The organism is Actinoplanes sp. NPDC049598, from assembly GCF_040675435.1.
Taxonomy (GTDB): Bacteria; Actinomycetota; Actinomycetes; order Mycobacteriales; family Micromonosporaceae; genus Actinoplanes.
Map to the genome: position 1 here is coordinate 1 of NZ_JBFAOX010000024.1, position 22,553 is coordinate 22,553.

The window sequence follows — 22,553 nt, forward strand, 5'->3', positions numbered from 1 at the left end:
GCCCCTGAAACCGCGCCATCTGCGAACCCACAAACTCGACGCCGGTCCGGCCGACGCGATTCTGGGCCGCCGCCCGCTCATGGCCAACGACCGGGGCCGGGTCCGCCGATCGGCGATCGCGTCGCTCAGCCGGCCACGATGGGCACTTCGAGCATGTCCTCCGGCTTGGCCGAGGCGGTCACACGCTTCGGCAGGGCCAGTGCGAACAGGGCGGTGATCGCGATGAGCGCGGCCGAGACGTAGGTCGCGGCCTGCAGCCCGCCGGACATCTCGGCCGGGGACGGCTCGGCCCCGGAGACCGCGGCGGCCACGGCCACCAGCACCGACAGGCCGACGGCGGCGCCGACCTGCTGGCCGCTCTGAGCCAGGCCGGAGGCCAGGCCCTGCAGCTCGTTCTCCACGCCGGAGGTGGCGGCGGCGAACATGGCCGTCCACACCACGCCCTGGGCCAGGCTGAACACCACGATGCCGGGCGTCATCTGCAGGAACGTGTCGCCGTCGCCGAGGAACATGGCGAACAACGCGGTGCCGGCGGCGCCGATGATCAGGCCGATCAGCAGGGTCGACCGCACGCCGATCGAGGTCGACAGCTTCCCGCCGATCAGCGAACCGATGAGGATCAGCCCGCACGGCAGGATGAACGCGAGGCCGGTGCTCAGCGCGTCCCAGCCGCGGACGGTCTGCAGCGCCAGCGTGATGAAGTAGGCGCTGGCCCCGAAGGTCGCCATGAACATGAAGGTGATCAGGGTGCCGTAGCGCAGGCTGCGGTTCTTGAAGACGCGCAGCGGCACGAGCGGGTCGCCGGTGCGGCTCTCGATGAGCACGAAGGCGCCGAGGAACAGCACCGCGCCCGCGAAAGCGGCCAGCGACAGCGGGTCGGTCCAGCCGGCCTTGGGGCCGTTGACCAGACCGAAGACCAGCAGCAGCGCGCCCGCGGTGACGGTGAAGCCACCGGGGAAGTCGAGGCCGCCGCGCCGCTCGGTGCCGTGGTCGGCCGGGACCGCGTACAGGGCGAGCAGGCCGACGCCGACGGCCAGGGGCACGTTGACGTAGAAGACCGCCTCCCAGCCGAAGGCCTGGGTGAGCACGCCGCCGAGCAGCGACCCGAGCACCATGCCGCTGCTGCCGGTGGCGCCCCAGACGCCCAGGGCGCGGTTGCGCTCCTTACCCTCGGCGAACGCCGTGGTGATCAGCGACAGGGTGGCCGGCGCCAGCACGGCGCCGCCGCAGCCCTGCACCGCGCGGGCCAGGACCAGCAGCGCGGGCGACTCGGCGAGCCCGCCGATCAGCGAGGCGACGGCGTAGAGCACCAGGCCGGTCATGAAGAGCTTGCGGCGGCCCAGCAGGTCGGACAGGCGCCCGCCGAGGAGCAGGAAGCCGCCGAAGGTGACCGCGTAGGCGCCGATGACCCACTGCAGCTCCTGGTCGGAGAATCCGACGCTGGATCCGATCTCCGGCAGCGCGACGAACACGATGCTGTAGTCCAGGGCGATGATCAGCTGGGCCAGGGCCAGTGACATGAGGACCAGCGTGGGGTGCCGCACGGGTTGGGTCGATGTCATGACGTGCCGTGTCCCTTCCGGGTCGCTCGGTGCACCCGCACCGAAAATGTGAAACTCGGATATTGCTAGCTCGAAGCAAATCCTAAAGGCGCGAACGACGCCAGATCAAGCAGATCCACTGTAAACATTTCGAGTCAGAACATTTCTAATTTTTAAGAGTTTCGGAGCAGCCGGAGAACGCGGGACGGCGTGAGCGGAAGCTCGCCGACGTCACCGGCCAGCCCGATGGCGTCGCGTACGGCATTCGCGATGGCAGCCCCGGCGCCGGCGTTGCCACCCTCGCCCGCGCCGCGTACGCCGAGCGGGTTGCCCGGGGCCGGCGCGTCCTCGAAGAGCTCGACCCGCACGTCGGGCACGTCCGTGGCCCTGGGGATCAGGTACTCCCCGAATGTCACGTCCCGCGGGCAGCCGGACTCGTCGTACCGGAACTCCTCGAGCAGGGCCCCGCCGATGCCCTGCACCGTGCCGCCCCGCAGCTGGCCGCGGACCAGCTCGGGATGGACCGCGCGGCCGATCTCGTACGTGACCGCGTACCGCAGGGTGGTGACCCGGCCGGTGCCCGGGTCGACCCGGACCTGGGCGAAATGCGCCCCGTACGGATACGTCATGGTGTCCGCGACGAACGTGCCGCGGCCGATGAGCCCGGTCTCCTCCCCCGTGCGCGCCTCCCGCGGCGAGTAGCACTCGGCGGCGACCTGGCCGAGCGAGACGCGAGCGTCCGGCCGGTCCGGGTCCTCGAAGCCGCCCTGCCGCACGAGTAGCCGACCGGGTGGGACCTCGAGCATCCGGCCCGCCACCCGCCGGGCCCGGGCGATCACCTGGTCGGCCGCCATCTTGACCGCGGAGCCGCCGACGACGGTCGAGCGGCTCGCGTACGAGCCGCCGCCGTCGGGCAGGATGTCGGTGTCCGACAACACGACGGTGACGGCGCCCGGGTCGACGTCGAACTCGTGCGCGGCGATCTGCGCCATCACGGTCTCGATGCCCTGCCCCACGTTGGCGCCGCCCATGGCGACCCGGATCGCGCCGGCCGCGTCCACCTGGATCACCGCGCTGTCGTGGCCGAGACCGGCCTTCTCCAGGATCGCCGCGCATCCGCAGCCGACCAGCTCGCCGGCCGCGCGGGCCTGCTCGGCCTCCTCGCGCCAGGCGGCGTACCCGACCCGGTCGTGGCCCTTGACGAAGTGCCCTCGGTGGTCGGCCCCGTCCAGCAGCATCGGAGCACCGAAGATCTGCATCGGCCGGCGGTGCGGCAGTTCCTGCGCGCCCATCAGATTGCGACGGCGTAGCTCGACCGGGTCGATCCCGAGCCGGCCGGCGGCCACGTCCAGGGCGTGCTCGCGGACGAAGTTGTTCTGGAACCGGCCGGGCGCGCGGTACGTGCCGACCGGGGTCTTGTTGGTGGTCACGATGTGCACCCGGGACCGGAAGGCGGGCAGGCGGTACGGCCCGCCGAGCATCGCACCGGTCAGCACGGCCACGACTGCTCCGTGCGTCCGGATGTAGCCCCCGGTGTCCAGCCAGGCCTCACCCCGCAGGCCGGTGAGCCGGTACCCGCCGTCGAAGGCCAGCTCGATCCGGTGGATCTGCTCCCGCGCGTGGTTGGCCGCGACCATGTGCTCGGCGCGGTCCTCGACCCATTTCACCGGTCGCCCGGTGCGCAGCGCGAGGTACGGCACGAGCAGGTCCTCGGGATAGAACTCGCCGCGGATGCCGAAGCTGCCCCCGGCGTCGGTCTCCGGCATGTGGATCCGGTGCTCGGCCAGCCCGAGCATCCGGGCCGTGACCCGGCGGTTGTGGTGCGGGACCTTGGTGGCGCCGTGGATGGTCATCCGCCCGGTGCGCTCGTCCACGGCGGCGAGCAGGCCCCGGGTCTCCAGCGGCACGCCGCTCTGCCGCCCGGTGCGCAGGTCGACGGCCACCACGTGGGCCGCCGCCTCGAGGGCGGCGTCCACGTCGCCGTAGCCGAATTCCACCGTGCCGACCTGGGCCGGGGCGTCGCCGAAACTTCCCGGGATCAGACCGGCGCTGTCGCGGGCGTCGAGCGCGACGGGCAGTTCCTCGATGTCCAGACCGACCCGGGACGCGGCGTCCTCGGCGAGGTACGGATCCTCGGCCACCACCGCCGCCACCGGGTCGCCCACGTACCGGACGAACCGGCCGGCCAGGGGCGCCTGCAGGTAGGGGGTGAAGTCGAGGCCGGGGGCGAGCTGGCGCACCGGGATGGTCCCGGCCGAGGCGACGTCGGCCGCGGTGATGACGGCGACCACGCCGGGCATCGCCTCGGCCTGCGCGGTGTGCACGGCCCGGATCCGCCCGTGGGCGACCGGCGAGCGCACCACCCGCATCCACGTCTGCCCGGGCAGCTCCAGGTCGTCGAGGAACCGGCCGCGCCCGAGCAGCAGCCGCTCGTCCTCCAGGCGGGGCACGGCCCGCCCGATCGCGCTCACGCCGCGTCCCGCAGGACGGATTCGACCGCGTCGACGATCGGCGTGTAGCCGGTGCAGCGGCACAGGTTCGCGGCGAGGTGTTCGCGGATCCGCTCCCGGTCCGGCGGCCCGCCGGCGCGGACCAGCGCGGTGGCCAGCATGAGGAAGCCCGGGGTGCAGAAGCCGCACTGGAGTCCGAAGTGGTCGGCCAGCGCCTTCTGCAGCGCCGACAGTCGCCCGCCGGCCGCGAGCGACTCCACCGTCTCGACGCTCGTGCCGTCGGCCGACGCGGCCAGCGTGAGACAGGACCGGATCGGGTCGCCGTCGGCCAGCACCGTGCAGGTGCCGCAGACGCCGGTCTCGCAGCCGACGCGCGTGCCGGTCAGGCCGAGCTCGCGGCGCAGGACGTCGGCCAGGGACCGGCGGGCCTCCACCGTCAGCTCGCGCTTCTCGCCGTTGACGCTGAGCCGTACGGGTATGTCGGTCGCGGGTTCAAGCTGCATCGTCGTCTCCCTCCGCGGGCCAGGCCCGCTCGATGGCGGTTCGTACCGCCCGCGCGACCAGCGCCCGGGCCACGTCGAGGCGATAGCCGGTGTCCTCTCCCCCGTCCGCCGGGAAGGCGTCCGGGGGCAGCCGATCGGCCGGCGCGCCGCCGGCGAGAGCTTGCTCGGCCACGCCCAGCCGCCGCGGCCGGTCGCCCAGCCCGCTGACGGCCACCCGGGCCGCCCGCACGCTGCCGTCGGCGGCCAGGTCGACGGCGGCGAAGGCGGCCACGACCGGGAAGTGCCCGGCCTGCGGCGCGTGTTCCACGACCGCCGCCGCGGGCGCCGGCCGCGGGAAGCGCACCTCGGTCAGCATCTCGCCGGGCCGCAGATCGGTCCGGAAGGCGCCGGTGAGGAACTCGACGGCCGGCACGACCCGCGTGCCGCCGGCCGAGCGGAGTGTCACCTGGGCGTCGAGCCCGACCGCGACCAGGCCCCACTCGGCGGTGGGGTCGCCATGGGCCAGGCTGCCGCCGATGGTGCCGCGTACCCGCACCGGGAGATGCCCGATGAGGGCGGCGGCCTCACGCAGCACGCCGTAGCCGGAGCCGATCGCCGGGCCGGTGTGGCGCTCGATGTCGGCGTGCCGGGCCAGCGCGCCGATGCTCAGCGCACCGAGCGGGTCGCGGCGCACGTACCGGAGCCCGGCCAGGCCGGACACGTCGATCAGCGTCGCGGGGGCGGTCCGCCGGCGGTTCAGCTGCGGCAGCAGGCTCTGGCCGCCGGCCAGCACGCGGCTGCCCGGCTGCAGCAGGCGCAGGGCCGTGTCGAGATCCGGCGGTCGCGCGTACGAGAAAGGCGCGGGCCGCATGTCAGGGCCGGTTCTCCGCCGGAACGGCCAGGTGCTCGTGGCCGAGTTGGCGCATCAGGTCGACGATGTCGAAGTGCGCCGACCGCTCGACCACCTTCTCGCCCTGAAAGTGGTCGATGCCGATGGCGGTGAACGTGGCCTTGCGGCCGCTGGGCGGCAGGCCGCGGAACGGGCCGAGCTGGGTGCCGATGCACTCGACCCGGGTGACCACTGTGTCTCCCTCGGCCACCTGCTCCTGGACGAGGTCGCTGATGTCGGGGAAGGCGGTGCGGAACGCGCGGACCCAGGTGCGCACGCCCTCGGGGCCGCGCAGGCCGAACTGCGGCCAGAAGAAGTCGGCGGCGAACAGCTCGTCGGCCAGCTCCAGCCGGTTGTTGGTGATGATCTCTTCGAACAGCAGGGCGATGCGCTGCTTGCGGGCCTGCGGTGTGGTGCCGGACGGGATTCGCATGGCGGTGCCCTTTCGTCGTGCGGGTGTCAGGCGGCGGCGCGCTGGGTCTCCAGTCGCAGGTCCTGCCGGGCGTACTCGGCGTTGGCGCGCTCGACGGCCACCTCGACCGGCAGCACGCGCGGCAGGTCCAGCAGCTCGGTGATGGCGGTGAGGCGCTCCTCGATCGAGCCGCGGACCACGTGGCAGGGGATGCGCAGCTCCTCGAGCGTGGCCAGCAGCATCTGGTCGATCGTGGTGCGGAACGCCTCGTTCATCGGGCGGTGCCCGTCGTCGCGGATCGGCAGCTCGTGCCGCAGGTGGACGAAGACGTCGTAGGTGGAGCTCACGTGCTGCTTGAAGGCTATTCCGAAGCGGGCCACGACCTGCTCGAAGAAGGCCATCTCGCCGGCGCCCGGCTGCGGTGCGGACGGATCGAAGGCCGCGTTGGGGTTCATGCCGTGCACCACGCGGGCGGCGCCGTAGAGCCACTCCTGCAACGAGGAGCCGTCCGAGACGAAGCCGTCGGCCAGGATCGCCTCGTGCGCCACCCGCCCGGCGTGGCGCTGAACCATGAGCTGGAGGAACTCGGCCGGGGTGACCTCGTCGAGACGCTTGCCCGGCACGGCCTCGGGCAGGATCTCCCGGATGGTGCGGGCCAGCGTGCGGGGGATGCCGGTGTAGTGCGACAGCGCCATCACCGTCCGGGTCTTGCCGGACGAGTACGTGCCGGAAACGGAAATCTTCATGGACCTCGGTCCTCTCGGTACGGTCGTGAGGTTGTCGGGCGGAACCGTGATCAGGCCGGCCGTCCCGGCCGCGGCAGGCCGTAGGCGACGACCGCGGTGAGCAGACACAGGGCCAGCGAGCAGACAATCTCCCAGCGCAGGGCGATGGCGTAGGCGCCGGCCGAGACTCCCTCGCCCAGGGCCACGAAGAAGACGGTGCCGAGCACGGCGATGCCCACGGCGCTGGCGAACTGCTGCGAGGTGGTCAGCACGCCCGCGGCGGCGCCGGCGTGCCGGCTGTGCACCCCGGCCAGCACCGCGCCGATGAGCGCGGGGACAGCCAGTCCGTTGCCGGCTCCGACCACGGCCACCGGAACGATGACGCGCAGCGCGCTCGTCTGCTCCCCCGAGGCGGCCAGCACCGCGTACAGGGCCGCGAGCCCCGCCCCGGCGATGAGCGCGCCGGCCACGATGACCAGCGCTCCGTACCGGCGTACCAGCCGCTGGGCGATGATCGAGGCGGTCGCGAAGGCGACGCCGAGCGGGCCGAAGGTGAGACCCGCCTGCAGAGGGCTGAGGCCGATGCCGGCCTGCAACACGAGAGTCAGGCAGAACAGGAAGCTGTGGAAGGCGGCGAACGCGCCGACGTTGACCAGCAGGCCGCGGGTGAAGATGCGGTCGGCGAACAGGCCCAGCTCCAGCAGCGGCTGATCGCCGCGGCGGCTGAGCCGGCGCTCCCAGGCCAGCGTCGCCACCAGCACCGGCACCGACAGCACCAGACACACCCAGCACCAGGCCGGCCAGCCGCGGTCGCGGCCGAGCACCAGCGGGATCAGCGCCAGGGCCAGGCCGGCCGAGAGACCGATCGCGCCCAGCGGGTCGAGCTTCGGCCGGGTGGTGGTCTCGCGCCGGGGCAGCAGCCAGGCCCCGGCCAGCACCGCGGCCAGCCCGATCGGCAGGTTGACCAGGAACGCGACGCGCCAGCCGAGCCCGAGGACGTCGAGCTCGAGCAGACCACCACCTAGCACCTGCCCGGCCACGGCGCCGACGCCCATCGTCACCCCGAACCAGCCCAGCGCGCGCGGCCGTTCCGCGGGCGGGAAGACCGCGGTGATCAGGGCGAGGACCTGCGGAACCATGGCGGCGGCGGTGACGCCCTGGACCAGCCGGGCCGCGACCAGCTGGCCCGGGGACTGGGCGAGCCCGCAGAGCAGGGACGCGATGGTGAAGGCGACGGCGCCCGCGAGGAACATCCGGCGGTGGCCGAAGATGTCGCCCAGCCGCCCGCCGGTGATCAGGCCGCTCGCGTAGGTGAACGCGTAGCCCCCGATGATCAGCACGAGCATCGCCGGACCGGCCCGCAGATCGACAGCGACCGATTCGGCGGCCACGTTGACCACGAAGAGGTCGAACTGGGCCATGAACATGGCGGCCAGGACGACCGGGAGCATCCACCATCGGCGCGGGAACGGGACCGCCTCCGCGAGAGCTGGCGACTGTCCGCTACTCGTCGAAGTGTTCGTCATGCGTCGAACATTATGGGACCCGTCGTACCGGAGCAAGTTGCCACGACTACTATGAAGAGATGGTTGATTCGCTGGAGGTGGACGGCGCCCCCGACCGGGCCGATCTCGACCTGGCGACGGTTCTCGGTGCGCTGGCCGACCCGATCCGGCTCACATATGTGCGGATCCTGGCCCGCACACCGGGCGAGATCCGCTGCGGCGACGTCCTCAAGGACACCGACATCACGATCTCGAAGTCGACGCTGTCCCACCACTTGAAGGTGCTGCGCGAGGCGGGCTTGACCCACACCCGGGTCATCGGCGTCCGCCGGTTCATCACCTTGCGGCGCGACGACCTGTCCGCACGCTTCCCCGGCCTGATCGAGGCGGTCTCCGTCCCGGCGGAGGACTGAGCGCAAGCAAACACCGCACAGCACCTCCGCCGCCGCCGGTTACCTCGATCGGGCGCGCGGCGAACCGCTCGGCGCTGCCGCCACCCGCTCCCACGAATTCGCCGTCCGCTACGAAGTCACCTTGCACATGACGCGACCCGCTCGTGTTGACCGGCGACGTACACGCGGCGTGGGCCCACGACCTGAAAACTGACTACGCCAACCCGAACTCCGCGACCATCGGTACGGAACTCGTCTGCACTTCGATCGCGTCGGGCGGGAACGGCTCGGCGACCACCACGATCCCGAATGCCGCGACGAACCCGCACCTCAAGTTCTACTCCAACCGCCGCGGATACGAGCTCACCACGATCAGCCCGGCCTAGTGAAGGCCGACTTCCGCTCGATTCCCGTGGTCACCGAGTAAGGCGCGGCCGTGGCCGCCCTGCGCTCGTTTCGTCATCCAGGACGGCGTTCCCGGCCTCGAACTGCTTCAGGAGCTACGGATGCCCGCCATCATCTCAGCCCTCGTCGCGGTCGCCCCCGCCGCGACGCCGGTCACCTTCACCGCCGCCAACAGCGTCGCCACCGGCGACCAGAACGCTCGGCACCGGCCGACACGCCGAGGTGCACGTCTTGACCACGACGGGCGCAGCCGCCCCGGCGGTCGGGCTCGACGATCAGGCGCAGGCGGTAATCGGCTGGACGGTGAGCGGCATCGACGGCTGGCTGCGCGGGCTCAACCCGGACGGCAGCTTCACCGGCCGCCTCGGCGCGCAAACCTTCACCAACACGACGACCGGGCGGCAGGACAAGTTCGTGGTGGCCGTCTCCCCCTGGGGCGAAGTGCCGGTCGCCTACACCGACGGCAACCGGTTCGATCAGATCTGCTCGGTCTCGGCGCCACCAACTCCGCCTAAGCGAGCAACCGCACCACCAGGCGCGATCCGTACGGGGTCACGGCCACCACGCTCACCACACCCAGTCCTCGCACCGCGATCCGGCGTGGAACGTCACCCCGTACGGGCGCGACCCTAACCGGCGGGCCCGCACCATCAGCTCCGCGAACTCGGCATCATGCCGAACTTTCCGAACGGCGGCATTCAACAGCCGCTGTCATCAAGCCGCAGCCGCACGAAAACCGCCGCACGCGGCTTGTGCGGCAAGCTTGGCGCACTCTCCCGGCCTGTCGACGGCGAACCGCCACATCCCGGCCGCGGACGGGCCCGCGACAGGCGCCGGCGGTCTAATCGTTGCGGCTCGGAAGTTGCTACTGGGAGTAGTGGAAGAAACCGTGCACCCGGCCTTCGCTTCCCTGTCCCCGCCACCCTAGGGCTGGCAGGTACGGGCCGGGTACGAGCAGCACTCAGGTTTCGAAGCGGCGGCCGGCGGACTCGATGCTGCTGAAGTACTGGTGGGTCCAGTCACAGATCAGATCGACTGTCACGCGTAGGGCCCGCCCCGGCTCGGTGAGGGTGTACTCGACGCGCAGCGGCACCGTCGGGTGCACCTCTCGCACGGCGAGGCCGTTGCGTTCCAGCCTGCGCAGATTCTGGGGTGAGCATCTTGTGGCTGATGCCCTCGACCTCGTTGCGCAACTGGCTGAAGTGAACAGTGCGCTCTCCGAGAAGGTGGGGACAGCTCTGGCCGATTGACAGGATGTGACCGTTCTAACCCGTTTTCGGTTGGGCTGGCGGCTGGCGGCGGCGTTTGCTGTGGTGGTGCTGCTTTTGCTGGTGGTGATGGTGGTGGCGTTAGCGACGTCGTCCCGGCAAGAGCAGGCGGCAGCCCAGATGGAACGCGCCGAGACATTTGTCGCCCTGGTGAAGGATGCGAAGTTCACTGCGGCTGATCTCAACGGGTGGCAGACAGCGTACGCGTCGAAGAACAGACGGCCACCAGCGCCGAGATGAACCGCAGCGTCGCCGACACCGCACGCACCGCCGAGCAGATCGCCCTGAACGTCGCTACCGTCGCACAAGCCGCGCAGCACACCACCGAAGGCGTCGCCCAAGCCCAGCAGGCCACCACCGAACTAGCTCGCATGTCCGCCGACCTGCATACTCTGGTCTCGCGTTTCCGCTACTGAACTCAGATCAGCGGCCCAGATGCCGAAGCAGGAATCATGGGTGCCGTGCACACACAAGACCAGGCGGCAAACCGATCCGCGATCGGGTTGGACGACGTACTACGCGGCGAGTTGCACTGCGTGTATCAGCCGTTCGTCGATGTCGACAGCGGCACGGTGCTGGCCTTCGAAGCGTTGCTGCGCGGACCGGTGAACACCACCTTGCAGTCGCCGATGGCGCTGCTGGACGCCGCCCGAGCGACGGGCCGGCTGGCCGAGCTCGAACAGGCGTCGTTGCAGGCCTCACTCGCCGATGCCGCATCGTTTTCGTCGGGGCGGCCGGTGACGCTTTTCGTCAACGTCGAGCCCTCCACGTTGACACAGCGCCTCGACGTCGTCCTGCAGGCGCTGGCCGGCCGCGCCCAGCATGTTCAGGTGGTTGTGGAAATCACCGAGCGGGCTCTGGCCGAGGACCTGGCGGCCGTGCTGACCGCGGCCGAACGGCTCCGCGCCGCGGGATGCGCGATCGCCTTGGACGATGTGGGTGTGTATCCGGAGTCGTTGGCGTTCATCCCGTTGCTGCGGCCGGAGGTGGTCAAGCTTGACCTGAAGCTGCTGCGCACGGTCAAGGATCCCGCCACCGTCACCGTGGCGGGTGCGGTGCGCGCCTACGCCGAACAGGCCGGTGCCGAGGTGGTCGCCGAAGGCATCGAAACGCCGGAGGATCTCACCCGGGCGCTGGTGCTGGGTGCCACGTTGGGGCAAGGCTGGCTGTGGAGCCGCGGCGAGCGCCAGTTCACTCCGTCGACGTTCCGGCCGGAACGCTTCGCCGCAAAGCCGATCGGCGCAGCTCTCAAGGCGACACCATACGAGTTGATCGGTGCCGGACGGCAGATCCGGCACGCCCCCAAACATCTGCTGGTGCCGTTGTCGAAGACGCTGGAACTGATGGCCTCGCAGGCCGCCGTGCCGCCGGTGTTGTTCGCCGCGTTCGAACACGCCCAGTTCTTCCGTCCGTCAACCACCCGCCGGTTCACTGAACTCGCCGCCCAGCTACCGTTCGTGGCCGCGCTCGGAGTGGACATGCCCGCCCAGCCCGCACCGGGCGTCCGCGGCGGCGCGTTGTCCATCCAGGACCCACTGGCCAGCGAATGGACCGTCGTGGTCCTGGGCGCGCACACCGCAGCCGCGTTGATGGCGCGCGATCTCGGCGACATCGGACCAGACCCCGACCGGCAGTTCGAGTTCGTGGTCAGCTACGACCGAAGCCTGGTCACCGCCGCCGCGCACTCCATGATCGGACGTCTCACCACACCGTGATCGCCCGAGCGATCGCAATCTGCCCCTCGCGGGTCTGCCGAAGGTCCACGCTCAACTCGGTGTCGCCGGCCTGCTGTGGCGCACCGGGCACATAGACGAACGGCGGGACGATCACCTGCGGCGACGCGGACGGCAGGTCCCGGTCCGGTGGCGACAGGCTGCTCTCATCGGTCGGTGGTGTCGTCACCATGCGCAGCAGTCTATGCACGACCGACAACGCGGGTCTTCTCCCATGTTGCCGCCCGGCCGGCTGGCTGCCGGCCGGGCGACACCGTCAGGTCAGGTCAGGCCGCAGGCCGCTCCGTTGAGCGTGATCAGCTCCGGTGACGGGTTCGGGCCGCCCGGTGTGGTGGCGTTGAAGCCGAAGTACACCGTTGCTCCGGGCTGGAGGCGCCGGTTCGTGGTGGTGTTGCCGGCCGTCACCGTGGCGCCGGACTGCGCCGCCTCGGCCGACCAGGCCTCGCGCAGGCGCTGGCCGCCGAGGAAGGCGAAACGCGCGGTCCAGCCGTCGATGGCCGTGGTGCCGGTGTTGGTGATGGCCAGTTGCGCGGTGAACCCGCTCTTGTCCGCCCAGTCGCCGTAGTTGCTGTAGCTCGCCCGGCACGACACCGCCGCGGCCGGCTGACTCCGGCCCTGGTCGGCCAGGAAGGACGCCACCCAGGCCAGGGCGGAATTCCAGTTGATGGCCACCTCGTTGGTCGCGTACGACTCGATGTCGTCGACGTAGCAGAACATCGGCTTGCAGCCGGTGAGCAGGGCCTTGGCGTACGGGTCGTCCAGTCCGGCGTTGGCGCCGCCGGCCAGTGATCCGGCCGGTGGGTGGGGCAGCGTGGCGTCCTTCTGGTGGGCGTAGATCCGGGTGTGCTGGTTCTGCGACGCCTTCTCACCCCAGCCCGTGACGTACGACTGGTTCAGCGCGTTGCGGCCGAAGATGTAGTCGACGCCCTGCAGCGCTCCGTCGCGGTATTTCGCCGCGCTGGTCATGTCGAACGCGGTCGCCAGCACCTGGACGTTGTTGAGGATGTTGCTGTTGGCGCCCCAGAAGTAGCTGCCCGCGTTGCCGGGCATCGGCAGTCCGTAGGCCTGAGCGTTGAGGGTCGCCAGATAGTTGTCGGCGGCGGTCACCACCGACTGGCGGACCCGCTGCCGGTCGGCCGCCGGGAGCGCGCTCGGCACCGTGGCCAGGTCGAGCCGGCCCAGCGCCGCGGTGTTGGCCCAGCCGAAGCCGGTGGCCGCGAAGACGTCGCCGGTGTGGTGCCGGGACGCGGTCACGTCGGTCAGGAACGCCGCCTCGCCGGTGGTCAGGTACAGCTCGGCCGCGGCCCAGTAGAACTCGTCGGAGACGTCGTCGTCGCCGTAGCTGCCACCGCCGCCACCCAGGTCCTGCGCGATCTTCGCCGGGTTGGCCTTGGCCGCGGCGTACGCGGTACGGGCCGCGGTGAGGCACTTGGCCGAGAACGCCGCGTCGTACGGCGCGAACAGCCGCGCGCACTGGGCCGCCGTGGCCGCCAGGTTCAGCGTGGCCGCCGTCGACGGTGGCTGCAGCTCGCGCTGCTCGGGGTCGTCCTGGGGCTGCATCGGAAGGCCGGTCCAGTTGGCGTCGTGCATCTTGTGGTGGGCCATCCCGGCCAGCGGCTGGCCGGCCGGCACCTGCATGCGCATCAGGAACTCGAGCTCCCAGCGGGCCTCGTCGAGGATGTCGGGAACCTTGTTGCCCCGCTCGGGCACCCGCAGGGTGCTGTCGGCCAGGCCGGCGCCGTGCGCGGCGGTGACGGCGGTCTTGGTGCGTTCGAAACTGCTCATCAGCTGCTGTACGGCGATACCGCCGTTGACCACGTACTTGCCCTGGTCACCCGCGTCGTACCAGCCGCCGCGCACGTCCAGCCGGTAGTCGCAGGAGCCGGCCCGGCAGGGCACGCTGGTGTCGCCCTTGTTCGGGGCCACGCCGAGGTGACCGGCCGGCCGGGCGTACTGCTCGCCGACCAGGTTGCCGTCGATCGCGATGCCGCTGCGCTGGATGTAGAAGAACTGCAGGGCGTCCGAGCGCAGCTGCTGGTAGACGGTGGCGGCGATGTCGAACGGATGGCTGGTCTGCCCGTCGGCGACGAGCGTGTAGCCGGTTCCCGCGGTGGTGTAGGCGGAGAAGTCGATGGTGTGCACGTTCTGGCCCGAGGCGGCGTCGGTGCCGCGGGGCGTGCTCCGGCCCGACGTGACCACCTTGCCGGCGGCGTTCTCGAGCCGCCAGTCCAGGGCCTCGGTGGCCTCGGTGACCAGCGTCGCCTTCTTCGGCCCGTCCGGCAGATAGCCGACCTGGTTGACCCGGACCCGCGGCCCGGTCTCGGGCACGTACGGCGGTTCCTCCTCGCCGCCGATCAACGAGACGTTGTCCAGGCACAGCCGGTATTCCCCGGCGGCGCCGCCGACCTGGAAGGCCACCTGACCCGCGGCGGTGTCCTCGGAAGCGGTGAACGTGTACTCCAAGTGCTGCCGGGTGGAGGTCAGGGCGACATCGCGGCTGAAGTACGACGTGTACGGGTCGGCGCCGAGCTGGACGGCCGCCCGTACGGTGGCGCCGGGCGTGGCCGTGGCGTCGAACGACAGCGTGTACGACGACCCGGCCTTCAAAGCGACGTTGTTCTGCCCGATGCCGGCGTCCCAGGGGTTGGCCAGCCCGGACGGCACGGTGGCGCACAGCTGCCCGTCGTCGACCCCGGTGGCCGTGGTGCCGTAGGAGTACCAGCCCGCGGTGCCGTCGGCGAAGTCGCCGTTCTCCAGCTGCTCGGGGCCGGCCGGCGGGGCGGTGGCGTCGCTGGTCAGCGAGACGTCGTCGAGGCAGAACTCGAACGCCTCGGGGCTGCCGCCGAGCTGGAACGTCAGCGTGCCGTCGGCCGAGTCCAGGGCGGAGGTGAAGGCGTACTCGAAGGTCTGTGTCTGGGTGGTCAGCGCGACCGCCTGGGACAGCGCCGTGGTGTACGGCGCCTCGTTGAGCTGCACGTTCGCCCGGACGGTGACCGGCGTGCTGCTGTGGGCGCGGAAGCTGAGCTGGTAGGCGTCGCCGTCCGCGAGAGGAACGCCGTTGTAGCCGAGGCTGACGTCCCAGGGGTTGGTGGTGCCGCCGGGAACCTCGGCGCAGAGTTGCCCGCCGGTGGCGGACAGCGGTGCGTTGTCGGTGGACCACCAGCCGGTCGTCCCGGTGGTGAAGTCGCCGTTGGTGATGTGCTGCGCCGGTTCGGCCGACGCCGGTTGAATCGTCAGGGACGTCAGCGCCAGCGTGGCCGCCGCGGCGGCCGAGACGAGGACGGTGACCCGCCTACGCAGGAGTGGAGTCACGAAGGGTCCTTCCAGGACTCTGCGGGGGAATGGGAGCGCTCCCAGACATTCATTGTTAACAATGAATTACGCCGAGTCAATCAGAAGGCGGATCGAGCCGGCCGGGGCTGCGCCCCGGCCGGCTGTCATCTCGTGCAGGTGTCCCCCGCGGTTCAGCTCTGCTGCTCGGTGCTCCAGAGCTGCCACACCGTCGTACGCACCGAACGAGGCTGCTCGAGCACGACACGGATCGTGTGGGCGACGTCCTCGGGACGCAGGTAGGCGTCCAGGTCAGGGGAGCCTTCGGTGCGGCCCGCGCCGATGGCGAACTCGGTGGCCGTACCGGCCGGGCAGATCAGCGTGACGCGGGTGCCTTCGGCCCGCAACTCGCGGTCGAGGGAGCCGGCCAGCCCCACTTGGGCGTGCTTGGTGCCGGCGTAGACGGCCTCGTCGGCGCCGCCGCGGAATCCCGCCACCGAGGAGACGATGATGATGTCACCGCCACCGTCCTGCGACCGGAACTGCTTGACGGCCGACCGTACGTTCCAGATTGTGCCCAGGTAGTTGGTCTGCACCATTTCGGTCAGGGTGTCGTCATCGAGGTCGAGGATGCCGCCGTAGGCGCCGATGCCCGCGTTGGCGACCATCGTGTCGAGCCGGCCCCACTTGTCGACGGCCGCCTTGACCAGGGCGTCGCTCAGAGCGGGGTCACGGACGTCGCCGACGACGGGCACGACCTTGTCCTCGCCGAGATCACTGATGATCTTGGCGAGACGATCCTCGCGGCGAGCCGACACGGCGACCCGCGCGCCCGCCTCGACCAGCGAGTAGGCGGAGGCCGCACCGATGCCGGCGCTGGCGCCGGTGATCGCGACGACGGTGCCGTCCAGGGAGCGGGTGGTGGCATGAGGCATGAGGCTCTCCCGGCTGATGTAATGATCTTGTCAGGCTCTGCAATACCCAGCTTGCGCCGAAGGACGCCTCGGCGAACGGAGATCCGATGAGCTCGACCGGCCACGTCCCGAACACCTCGTTCGGCAGTCTTCTCCGCCGTCACCGGCATGCCGCCGGGCTCAGCCTGGCCGAGCTCGCCGCCGCGTCCGGGGTCAGCGTCCGCGGCATCGGGGACATGGAGCGCGGCCGCAGCCGCCGCCCGCAGAACCGCACCGTTGTGGCCCTGGCCGACGCCTTACGGCTGGACGAGGCGGCCCGCCATCAGCTGACCGCCGCGGTCCAGGGAGACGCCGGGCCGGCCGCGGGAAGCCTGCCGGCCGGAGCGGACGACTTCACCGGCCGCGACGCCGAGATGGCCGCCCTCGCGCAGTACGCCGCCCGCACCGACGCGGTCGTCGTGGTGATAGCCGGACCAGCCGGAACCGGCAAGACGACCCTCGCGATCGAGGCCACCGGCCGGTTCGGCGACCTGTTCCCCGACGGCGTGCACTTCGCCGACCTGCGCGGGATGGACGCGCAGCCGGCCGGCAGCGGACAAGTGCTGGCCGGGTTGCTCACCGGCCTAGGTGTGCCCCGGCACGGGATGCCGGCGAACGCCGAGGCCCGGGCCGAGCTGTTACGCACCACCCTGGCCGGCAAGCGCGCCCTGATCGTGCTCGACAATGCCGCCGGCGAACAGCAGGTGCGGCCGCTTCTGCCGCGGGTCGGTGGCTCGGTCACCCTGGTCACCGCCCGCCGCCCGCTGGCCGGTCTCGAAGCGGTGCACCGCATCCACCTGGACGCTTTCGACACGCAAGAAGCGATCACCATGCTCGACGTCATCCTCGGTGACGAGACGGACCGCGACAGCGTACGTGCGGTGACCGAGCTCTGCGGGCGTCTGCCGCTCGCCCTGCGCATCGCCGGTAACCGGGCCTCGGGCGGAAACCTGCGGGAGTGGGCTGATCGTCTCGCCGACGAGCGGGCCCGCCTCGCCCATCTGAGCCCGGACGATCAGGGGGTGGCCGCCGCCTTCCAGCTCTCCTACCGGCAGCTCGGTCCCGCCGCGGCCCGGGTGTTCCGGCGGCTCACGCTGGTGCCCGGCGCCGACGCGGGCCTGGAACTGGCCACCACGCTCGCCGGGCTGCCCGCGGACGACACCGAGGACGCCCTGGACGAGCTGTCGGACCTCGGCCTCCTGCGTTTCTCGGCGACGTTGCGCTACGGCTTCCACGACCTGGTCCGGCTCTTCGGCGGCCGGCAGCTGACCGCCGAGGAGGACGACCTCGACGAGCTGACCGCCACGATGGTGACCTGGCTGCTGGACGTCGCCCGCAAAGCCGGTGGCTTCTTCGCCGAATCGGCCACCGAAGCGGACGCCGTGGCCGCCGCCCGGACCCTCACCGGCATCCGCTTCGGCAGCACCGCCGAGGCCGAGACGTGGCTGCGAGCCGAGTCCGGCAACTGGCTCGGCGCGATGGCCCTCGCCGAGCGGACCGGCCGCCATCGCGAGGTGCTGGAAACGGCCGAGGCGATGCACTGGTTCTCCGACCGCTGGCCCTTCTGGGGCCACTGGGGCGAGGTCTTCGAGCGGGGCCGGCGGGCGGCGTCCGCCCTCGGTGACCGGGCGATGGAGGCGACCCAGATCAACTATCTGTCCTGGGTGGCGTACAGCCTGGACGAGCAGCCGGAACGGGCGGCTGATCTGGCGCGGGAGGCCGGCGCGATGGCCGAGACGGCCGGCGACCGTGTCCAGCACGCCTGGTCGCAGTTCTACCTGTCCGGCGCCGAAGGCAACCGGGGCCGCTGGGAAGACGCGTCGGCGGCGGCCGACCGCGCGGCCACCCTGTTCCTCGCTTACGGCGACGCGTCCGGTGCCTGCACCTCCCTCAACCAGGCGGCCTTCGCCCAGGTCTCCCTGGGCCGCCCGCAGGAAGCCCTCACGCGGGTCGACCGGGCCCTGGCGATCATCGACAACGCCGAGCTGCCGAACCCGAACATCGCCGCGATCCTGCGACTCGACAGCAACCGGGCCCGCGGGCGGATCCTGACCATGCTCGAACGCTACGGCGAAGCGATCGAACTGCTCCAAGACGTCGCCCGGCAGTCGCAGGAGATGGGAGCCGGCATGTACGACTCGGTCATCCACGACGTGGCACGCGCCCAGATCGGCGCCGGGCGCACGGACGAGGCCAGGACGAACCTGCGCCTCGCCATCGACCTGGCCGAGAAGAGCGGCGGCAACGAACGCGCGGCGGTCTACCGCGAGCGGTTGGCGGCACTCGGCTGACCCTGACCGAACCTCAGGGTGCTGCGGCTGACTGTGGACCGCCGTTCGACCTCGCCGACGGTGACCGCGTCCCACCCACCCTTCATGAGATGCGCTCGAGCTTCTCGCGGCAGCCTGAAGATCCGCTGGGTCGTGTGCGGCATGGGCGGTTCCCTGCTGGAGGTGGCCGATCAGGGAGTTCATGCTGTCCGGGCCGGCGGCGCCGGGCAGCAGCACTATCGGGTCGCCGTGCCTGGGTTCACGCACTATCAGCATCGAGGATCCGTCCACTTTCAGTGGACTTCGGCGTCGGGGGCGCCGAAGGAGGCGAACATGCCGACCCGCGACTGGGGCGCGTTGTCGTCGAGGATGACCTCGAGACTGTCGGCGGACTCCGGGGCCCGGCCCAGGTGCCAAATCCGCGGCCCAGGCAGCGTCCAGGCCGCGCGTGTCCGCCCCTGGAACTCGCCGCAGCGGGCAGCTAACGGCAGGCCTGGATGCGGTCAGCGATGCCAGCGGGAAGGGTGCGCCGACCACGGCCGTGACGGGTGACGCTATCGGCGGCCGTGCGCACGAGCCGCCACGAAATGGTGCCGATCGGCTGCGATCCCGCGACGGAGAGCTCTCGCCGAGCCGCCTCGAGTCGCACTTTCATAATCCACTGAGTGAGGCTGAGGGCGGGGTGTTGCCATAGGTTGTTGAGGGTGCGCACCGATATGTCGTGCGCTGCGGCGATCTGTGCGGGGTCGGCTCGCCGAGATGCTGGATGATTCAGTGGCGGATGCGGGCCAGCCGGTGGTCCGGGACATTACGGGTTCGTCGGCCGCGGTCATGATCAGTGCGCGGACCAGGTCGGCGGTGGCGGTGCCGACCAACGCCGCCGGGCTGGGCCGGGAAGGGCGTCGATGCCGGCGACGTCGCGGCGTAGCTGGGTGAGGTGGTCGCGCAGCATCCGGTAGGTCACCGGGTCGCGGCCGAGGTGCTGTGCCGCACGTCGGATGCTGGCGGCCGGCAAGCCGAGGCGACTGCGCTCGACCTGGACGGCGAAACATCCGCCCGTGCGCTCCAGCGGTAGTCGTAGGGGGCGGTCAGGTCGACAAGCATGAGCTCGCCGGCTTGTACGGTGCGTTCGGTGTCGTGCTGCCGGTAGTCGCCGCGACCCGAGGTCTGGATGGCCATGGCAACCAGATCGGGCGCGGCCCGGCGCAATCATGAAGTCTTCGTGCACCTGACACGAGGTCGAGGACCCCGCGGGCTGCAGAGAGACCGCGCAGCGCTGCGCTCAACAGTCTTAGGGTGCCGGCCCGGTCATCGAGTGAGGTCCGGGCTGCGCTCGCCCGACCAGGCGGTGGCGCGTACGCGAAGGCGTCCGCATGAGCGCGGGTCAGTTCATATGCGCGGACCAGCTCATGGGTGACGGCCAGCTCGTGCACGTGATGGAGGCCGCCGTGAACGATCCAGTGACCGCCCCCGTGATCACGAACTCCGGCTCGGCAATCAGTTCGGTCGACGCCTCGTACACACGGACGGGGTGGCCGCGCCGGGTCAGCGCCGCGTGCAGATCGGCGCCGATCCCGGTGGCCGACAGCAAGGTGACCGAATCGACCGGGTCGTCTTCGCGCAGGAAAGAAGGGTCGGCTGTAATGCGTTGAGCGGGCTGGTCTGCTCCTTCGTGTTCGCCGGCTTTCACGCCCAGTGTGTGCCTGTCACCGGCCCACGGTGCGGTGACGTCGATGTGACCGCCTACGCCGAGAAGCCGGGTGTGGGCGCGGTCGCAGTCTCGTAGGCGCTGAGCGATGACAGCGGGAACTGCCGCAAGCGACGGCGCGGTGGTAGCGGTCCGACCACCGAAGTTTGCAGGCGTGTTGCGGGCGAGCAGCGGCGCACACCAGGGCACGGCTGGATCATCGTCACCAGCCGGTGTGATCTAGCTGGCCTCTACTCTGACGCGCGATTGCGTTCAACTCCAGCGCCTCGCCGCTGACCTCGCCGTGCATACGGCGGAGTTCACCGGATCCATCTTGGGTGGTCAACTCCGGTCCGGCGGGTGGGAAGTCCACGAGTCAGCCTTGCAGGTGGACCGGAAGTTCGAGGTGGCCATTGCCGAGGATGCTCGGAACAGGCTCAAGTTCGGAGGCCGGCTGAGCCAACCGCATCCGCGGAAAGCGCCCGAAGAGCCCGGCCAACGCGGTCGCGCCTTCGGCGCGAGCCAGCGGCGCTCCGAGGCAGAAGTGCACACCGTGGCCGAGGGCGACGTGTGATTTATCGGCCCGGGTCACGTCGAAGACCCCCGCGGTTCCCTCTGGCTGGTGTCGCGGGTGGTTGGAGGCGGCCCCGAACGACGGCAGGATCGCGTCGCCTTGCCGGATGATCGTGCCCCCGGGCAGTTCGATGTCGGAGACGGCATATCGCATAGGCATGTGGCTGACCGGCGCCGCGAACCGCATGGTTTCTTCGACCACGTCACTCCACGTGGCCCGGCCCTCGTGGACGTGTCCCAATTGGTCGGATTCGGCAAGCAGAGCGGTGATCGCGTTGTCGATCAGGTTGACGGTGGTTTCGTACCCCGCCGCGACTATCAACAGCAGCGTGTCGATCAGCTCTCGGTCGGTGAGTTCGGGTGTCTGTACGAGTCCAGAGGTCAGGTCTTCACTTGGGGCGGCTCGTTTGATGTCGATGAGTCGCCTGAGCATGGCGTAGACGTCCTGGGTGGCGGCCATCGCGTCTTCGCTGGAGGACGTCGTGTTCCAGATACGGTCGATCGTTTGCTTGAACGGCGCCCGCATGTCGACCGGGATGCCGAGGAGGTCGCTCATCACCCGTACCGGCAGCTGCACCGCGTAGGACCGTCGCAGGTCGACGGGGGTATCGGGGCTGGCGGCCAGCTCTTCGAGCAGTTCGTCGGTGTTCTGCTTGATCGACGGGAGCAGAGCGTCCAGCCGCCCTGCGGCGAACACCGGTGATACCAGGCGCCGCAGGCGACGATGTGCTTGCCCGTATGCAGTGAACATGTTGTCCACCGATACCTGCAGGTAAAGCGGCCACTTCCCATCGATGTGTCCCTCGATGAACCTCGGCCAGTGCTGCCGTGGGTCCTTGGAGACGCGCGGATCGGACAGCAGTTGCCTGAGAAGATCGGGATCACCGACCGCCCACGCCAACTCGCCGAGGATGTCGACCAGCACCGGGCCGGCCACCGCATGGAGTACGGCCTCTTCCTGCCCGCGCCGTTGTGCTGTCGGGTCGAGCACCAGTTCCGCAGAATTCACGACTTGACGTTAGTCGGCTTTAATCAAGAATGCACATGCGAATAGTTGATAGATTCCATCGAATTTACTCATCAGACGCACTAATACCGCTGGTTCACCTTCAACCGGGGTCATGGCCTGGGTATTTACGGAAGCGAAGAACCTCATCAGCGGATGACATGTAGTCGTCGAACGACGTTTCGAAGGGAGCAAGAGATGACCTACACCCTCGACGGCAAGACCGTGGTAGTCATCGGACGTCCTAGTGGCATCGCGGCGACGGTTATCGATCGGGCCGTGGCGGCGGGCGGAAACGTCGTTGCCGCCGGCCGGGATGCCGAAGCCATCCGCGCGGCGCTTGGAGACTCCGTCCGCGCCGAGACCCTCGACATCACCGACGACCAGTCGATCAGGGACTTCGGCGCACGCGTCGGTCAGATCGATCATCTCGTCACCACGGCGTCGGCGCGGGCCCGAGGGAAGCTTTCCGAACTGACCCGAACCGCAATCCTTAGGTCTTTGGACACCAAGGTTGTAGGTCCGCTCATGCTCGCCAGCATTCTCGGGCCCTCGATCAGCCCGAACGGATCCCTGACGCTTTTCTCCGGGGTCGCGGCGTTCAAGCCGGCTATCGGTTATCTCGGCGTCGCATTGACCAACGGCGCCGCCGACTTCTTGACACGTTCCCTCGCCCTGGAGCTCGCCCCGATCCGCGTCAACGCCATCTCGCCTGGAGTGGTCGACACAGGCATCTGGGACAATCTTGGCGAAGCGGGCAAGGCCACCTATTTCACATTCCTACGCACCCATAATCCGGCACGGCGAATCGGAACGGTCGAGGACATCGCCGACGCTGTGCTGTTCGCTATGACCAACAGCTTCCTCACCGGAGTAACGCTCCGAATCGATGGCGGCGAACCCCTCACGTAGCCGGCTTTGGTGTCACGCATCACCTCCGTGAACCTGCTGGTGAAACCGGCGTGTCCCCTGACATGGCTGGTGATCTCCAT

General features: G+C 70.2%; 21 protein-coding genes and 1 pseudogene. 8 read left to right on the plus strand and 14 right to left on the minus strand.

All coding sequences use genetic code 11. The features are described from left to right. Positions 1–125: 125 nt before the first annotated feature. The 7 genes from AB0J66_RS38040 to AB0J66_RS38070 all read right to left on the minus strand — a co-directional run bounded on the left by AB0J66_RS38040 (position 126) and on the right by AB0J66_RS38070 (position 8,025). Complete coding sequence (locus tag AB0J66_RS38040; protein ID WP_364671710.1) at positions 126–1,562, minus strand: MFS transporter; 1,437 nt, start codon at positions 1,560–1,562, stop codon at positions 126–128. A gap of 152 nt (positions 1,563–1,714) precedes the next feature. Beyond that, entirely contained in the window at positions 1,715–4,012 is a 2,298-nt protein-coding gene (locus tag AB0J66_RS38045) for a xanthine dehydrogenase family protein molybdopterin-binding subunit (protein ID WP_364671713.1), read from the minus strand. After that, positions 4,009–4,494: a (2Fe-2S)-binding protein gene (locus AB0J66_RS38050; RefSeq protein ID WP_364671716.1), complete on the minus strand. Its 486-nt coding sequence runs from the start codon at positions 4,492–4,494 to the stop codon at positions 4,009–4,011. Before AB0J66_RS38050 ends, AB0J66_RS38045 begins: the two co-directional genes overlap by 4 nt. After that, a complete protein-coding gene (locus tag AB0J66_RS38055) occupies positions 4,484–5,344 on the minus strand; it encodes an FAD binding domain-containing protein (protein WP_364671719.1) in 861 nt (286 codons plus the stop codon). Before AB0J66_RS38055 ends, AB0J66_RS38050 begins: the two co-directional genes overlap by 11 nt. Position 5,345: 1 nt before the next feature. Further along, complete coding sequence (locus tag AB0J66_RS38060) at positions 5,346–5,795, minus strand: ester cyclase (RefSeq protein ID WP_364671722.1); 450 nt, start codon at positions 5,793–5,795, stop codon at positions 5,346–5,348. Between the two features lie 26 nt (positions 5,796–5,821). After that, complete coding sequence (locus AB0J66_RS38065; protein ID WP_364671725.1) at positions 5,822–6,520, minus strand: AAA family ATPase; 699 nt, start codon at positions 6,518–6,520, stop codon at positions 5,822–5,824. A 50-nt stretch (positions 6,521–6,570) separates the two neighbouring features. Next, positions 6,571–8,025 (minus strand): MFS transporter, encoded by a 1,455-nt coding sequence (locus AB0J66_RS38070; protein ID WP_364671728.1) that lies wholly within the window; start codon positions 8,023–8,025, stop codon positions 6,571–6,573. A gap of 59 nt (positions 8,026–8,084) precedes the next feature. Between AB0J66_RS38070 and AB0J66_RS38075 the strand changes: the two genes are divergently transcribed. The 3 genes from AB0J66_RS38075 (at position 8,085) to AB0J66_RS38085 (ending at position 9,434) form a co-directional block, all read left to right on the plus strand. After that, entirely contained in the window at positions 8,085–8,417 is a 333-nt protein-coding gene (locus AB0J66_RS38075) for a helix-turn-helix domain-containing protein (protein WP_364671731.1), read from the plus strand. 146 nt (positions 8,418–8,563) lie between these two features. Continuing rightward, the gene (locus AB0J66_RS38080) at positions 8,564–8,782 is read left to right on the plus strand and encodes an alkaline phosphatase D family protein (RefSeq protein ID WP_364671734.1); all 219 of its coding nucleotides are present in this window, start codon (positions 8,564–8,566) and stop codon (positions 8,780–8,782) included. A 250-nt stretch (positions 8,783–9,032) separates the two neighbouring features. Then, a complete protein-coding gene (locus AB0J66_RS38085; protein ID WP_364671736.1) occupies positions 9,033–9,434 on the plus strand; it encodes a hypothetical protein in 402 nt (133 codons plus the stop codon). 328 nt (positions 9,435–9,762) lie between these two features. Here AB0J66_RS38085 and AB0J66_RS38090 read toward each other — a convergent pair. Beyond that, a pseudogene (locus AB0J66_RS38090) lies at positions 9,763–10,024 on the minus strand (helix-turn-helix domain-containing protein); the annotation flags it as partial. Between the two features lie 33 nt (positions 10,025–10,057). On the opposite strand from AB0J66_RS38090, the gene AB0J66_RS38095 reads away from it, so the two are divergent. From AB0J66_RS38095 to AB0J66_RS38105, 3 genes are read left to right on the plus strand one after another with little or no spacing between them, the layout of a single operon-like run. After that, positions 10,058–10,309: a hypothetical protein gene (locus AB0J66_RS38095; protein WP_364671739.1), complete on the plus strand. Its 252-nt coding sequence runs from the start codon at positions 10,058–10,060 to the stop codon at positions 10,307–10,309. Continuing rightward, complete coding sequence (locus AB0J66_RS38100; protein WP_364671742.1) at positions 10,306–10,485, plus strand: hypothetical protein; 180 nt, start codon at positions 10,306–10,308, stop codon at positions 10,483–10,485. Before AB0J66_RS38095 ends, AB0J66_RS38100 begins: the two co-directional genes overlap by 4 nt. Before the next feature lie 36 nt (positions 10,486–10,521). After that, positions 10,522–11,784 carry an EAL domain-containing protein gene (locus AB0J66_RS38105; RefSeq protein WP_364671744.1) on the plus strand — a complete coding sequence of 421 codons (1,263 nt, stop codon included), beginning with the start codon at positions 10,522–10,524 and terminating at the stop codon, positions 11,782–11,784. Here AB0J66_RS38105 and AB0J66_RS38110 read toward each other — a convergent pair. From AB0J66_RS38110 to AB0J66_RS38120, 3 genes are all read right to left on the minus strand, one after another. Further along, positions 11,771–11,974 carry a hypothetical protein gene (locus tag AB0J66_RS38110; protein WP_364671747.1) on the minus strand — a complete coding sequence of 68 codons (204 nt, stop codon included), beginning with the start codon at positions 11,972–11,974 and terminating at the stop codon, positions 11,771–11,773. The genes AB0J66_RS38105 and AB0J66_RS38110 overlap by 14 nt on opposite strands. 89 nt (positions 11,975–12,063) lie before the next feature. Further along, positions 12,064–15,114, minus strand: coding sequence for a glycoside hydrolase family 9 protein (locus AB0J66_RS38115; RefSeq protein ID WP_364671750.1), 3,051 nt, complete (start codon positions 15,112–15,114; stop codon positions 12,064–12,066). Positions 15,115–15,266: 152 nt separating this feature from the next. Then, positions 15,267–16,007, minus strand: a complete 741-nt coding sequence (locus AB0J66_RS38120; RefSeq protein ID WP_364671753.1) for an SDR family NAD(P)-dependent oxidoreductase — start codon at positions 16,005–16,007, stop codon at positions 15,267–15,269. A gap of 86 nt (positions 16,008–16,093) precedes the next feature. Between AB0J66_RS38120 and AB0J66_RS38125 the strand changes: the two genes are divergently transcribed. Continuing rightward, a complete protein-coding gene (locus AB0J66_RS38125; protein WP_364671756.1) occupies positions 16,094–18,316 on the plus strand; it encodes a helix-turn-helix domain-containing protein in 2,223 nt (740 codons plus the stop codon). A gap of 939 nt (positions 18,317–19,255) precedes the next feature. On the opposite strand, the gene AB0J66_RS38130 is transcribed toward AB0J66_RS38125, so the two are convergent. From AB0J66_RS38130 to AB0J66_RS38140, 3 genes are all read right to left on the minus strand, one after another. Next, complete coding sequence (locus tag AB0J66_RS38130; protein WP_364671759.1) at positions 19,256–19,474, minus strand: hypothetical protein; 219 nt, start codon at positions 19,472–19,474, stop codon at positions 19,256–19,258. 205 nt (positions 19,475–19,679) lie between these two features. Further along, entirely contained in the window at positions 19,680–20,192 is a 513-nt protein-coding gene (locus AB0J66_RS38135; RefSeq protein ID WP_364671762.1) for a hypothetical protein, read from the minus strand. Positions 20,193–20,358: 166 nt separating this feature from the next. Then, the gene (locus AB0J66_RS38140; RefSeq protein WP_364671765.1) at positions 20,359–21,564 is read right to left on the minus strand and encodes a cytochrome P450; all 1,206 of its coding nucleotides are present in this window, start codon (positions 21,562–21,564) and stop codon (positions 20,359–20,361) included. A gap of 195 nt (positions 21,565–21,759) precedes the next feature. On the opposite strand from AB0J66_RS38140, the gene AB0J66_RS38145 reads away from it, so the two are divergent. Continuing rightward, positions 21,760–22,473 (plus strand): SDR family oxidoreductase, encoded by a 714-nt coding sequence (locus tag AB0J66_RS38145; RefSeq protein WP_364671768.1) that lies wholly within the window; start codon positions 21,760–21,762, stop codon positions 22,471–22,473. Positions 22,474–22,553 lie beyond the last annotated feature (80 nt).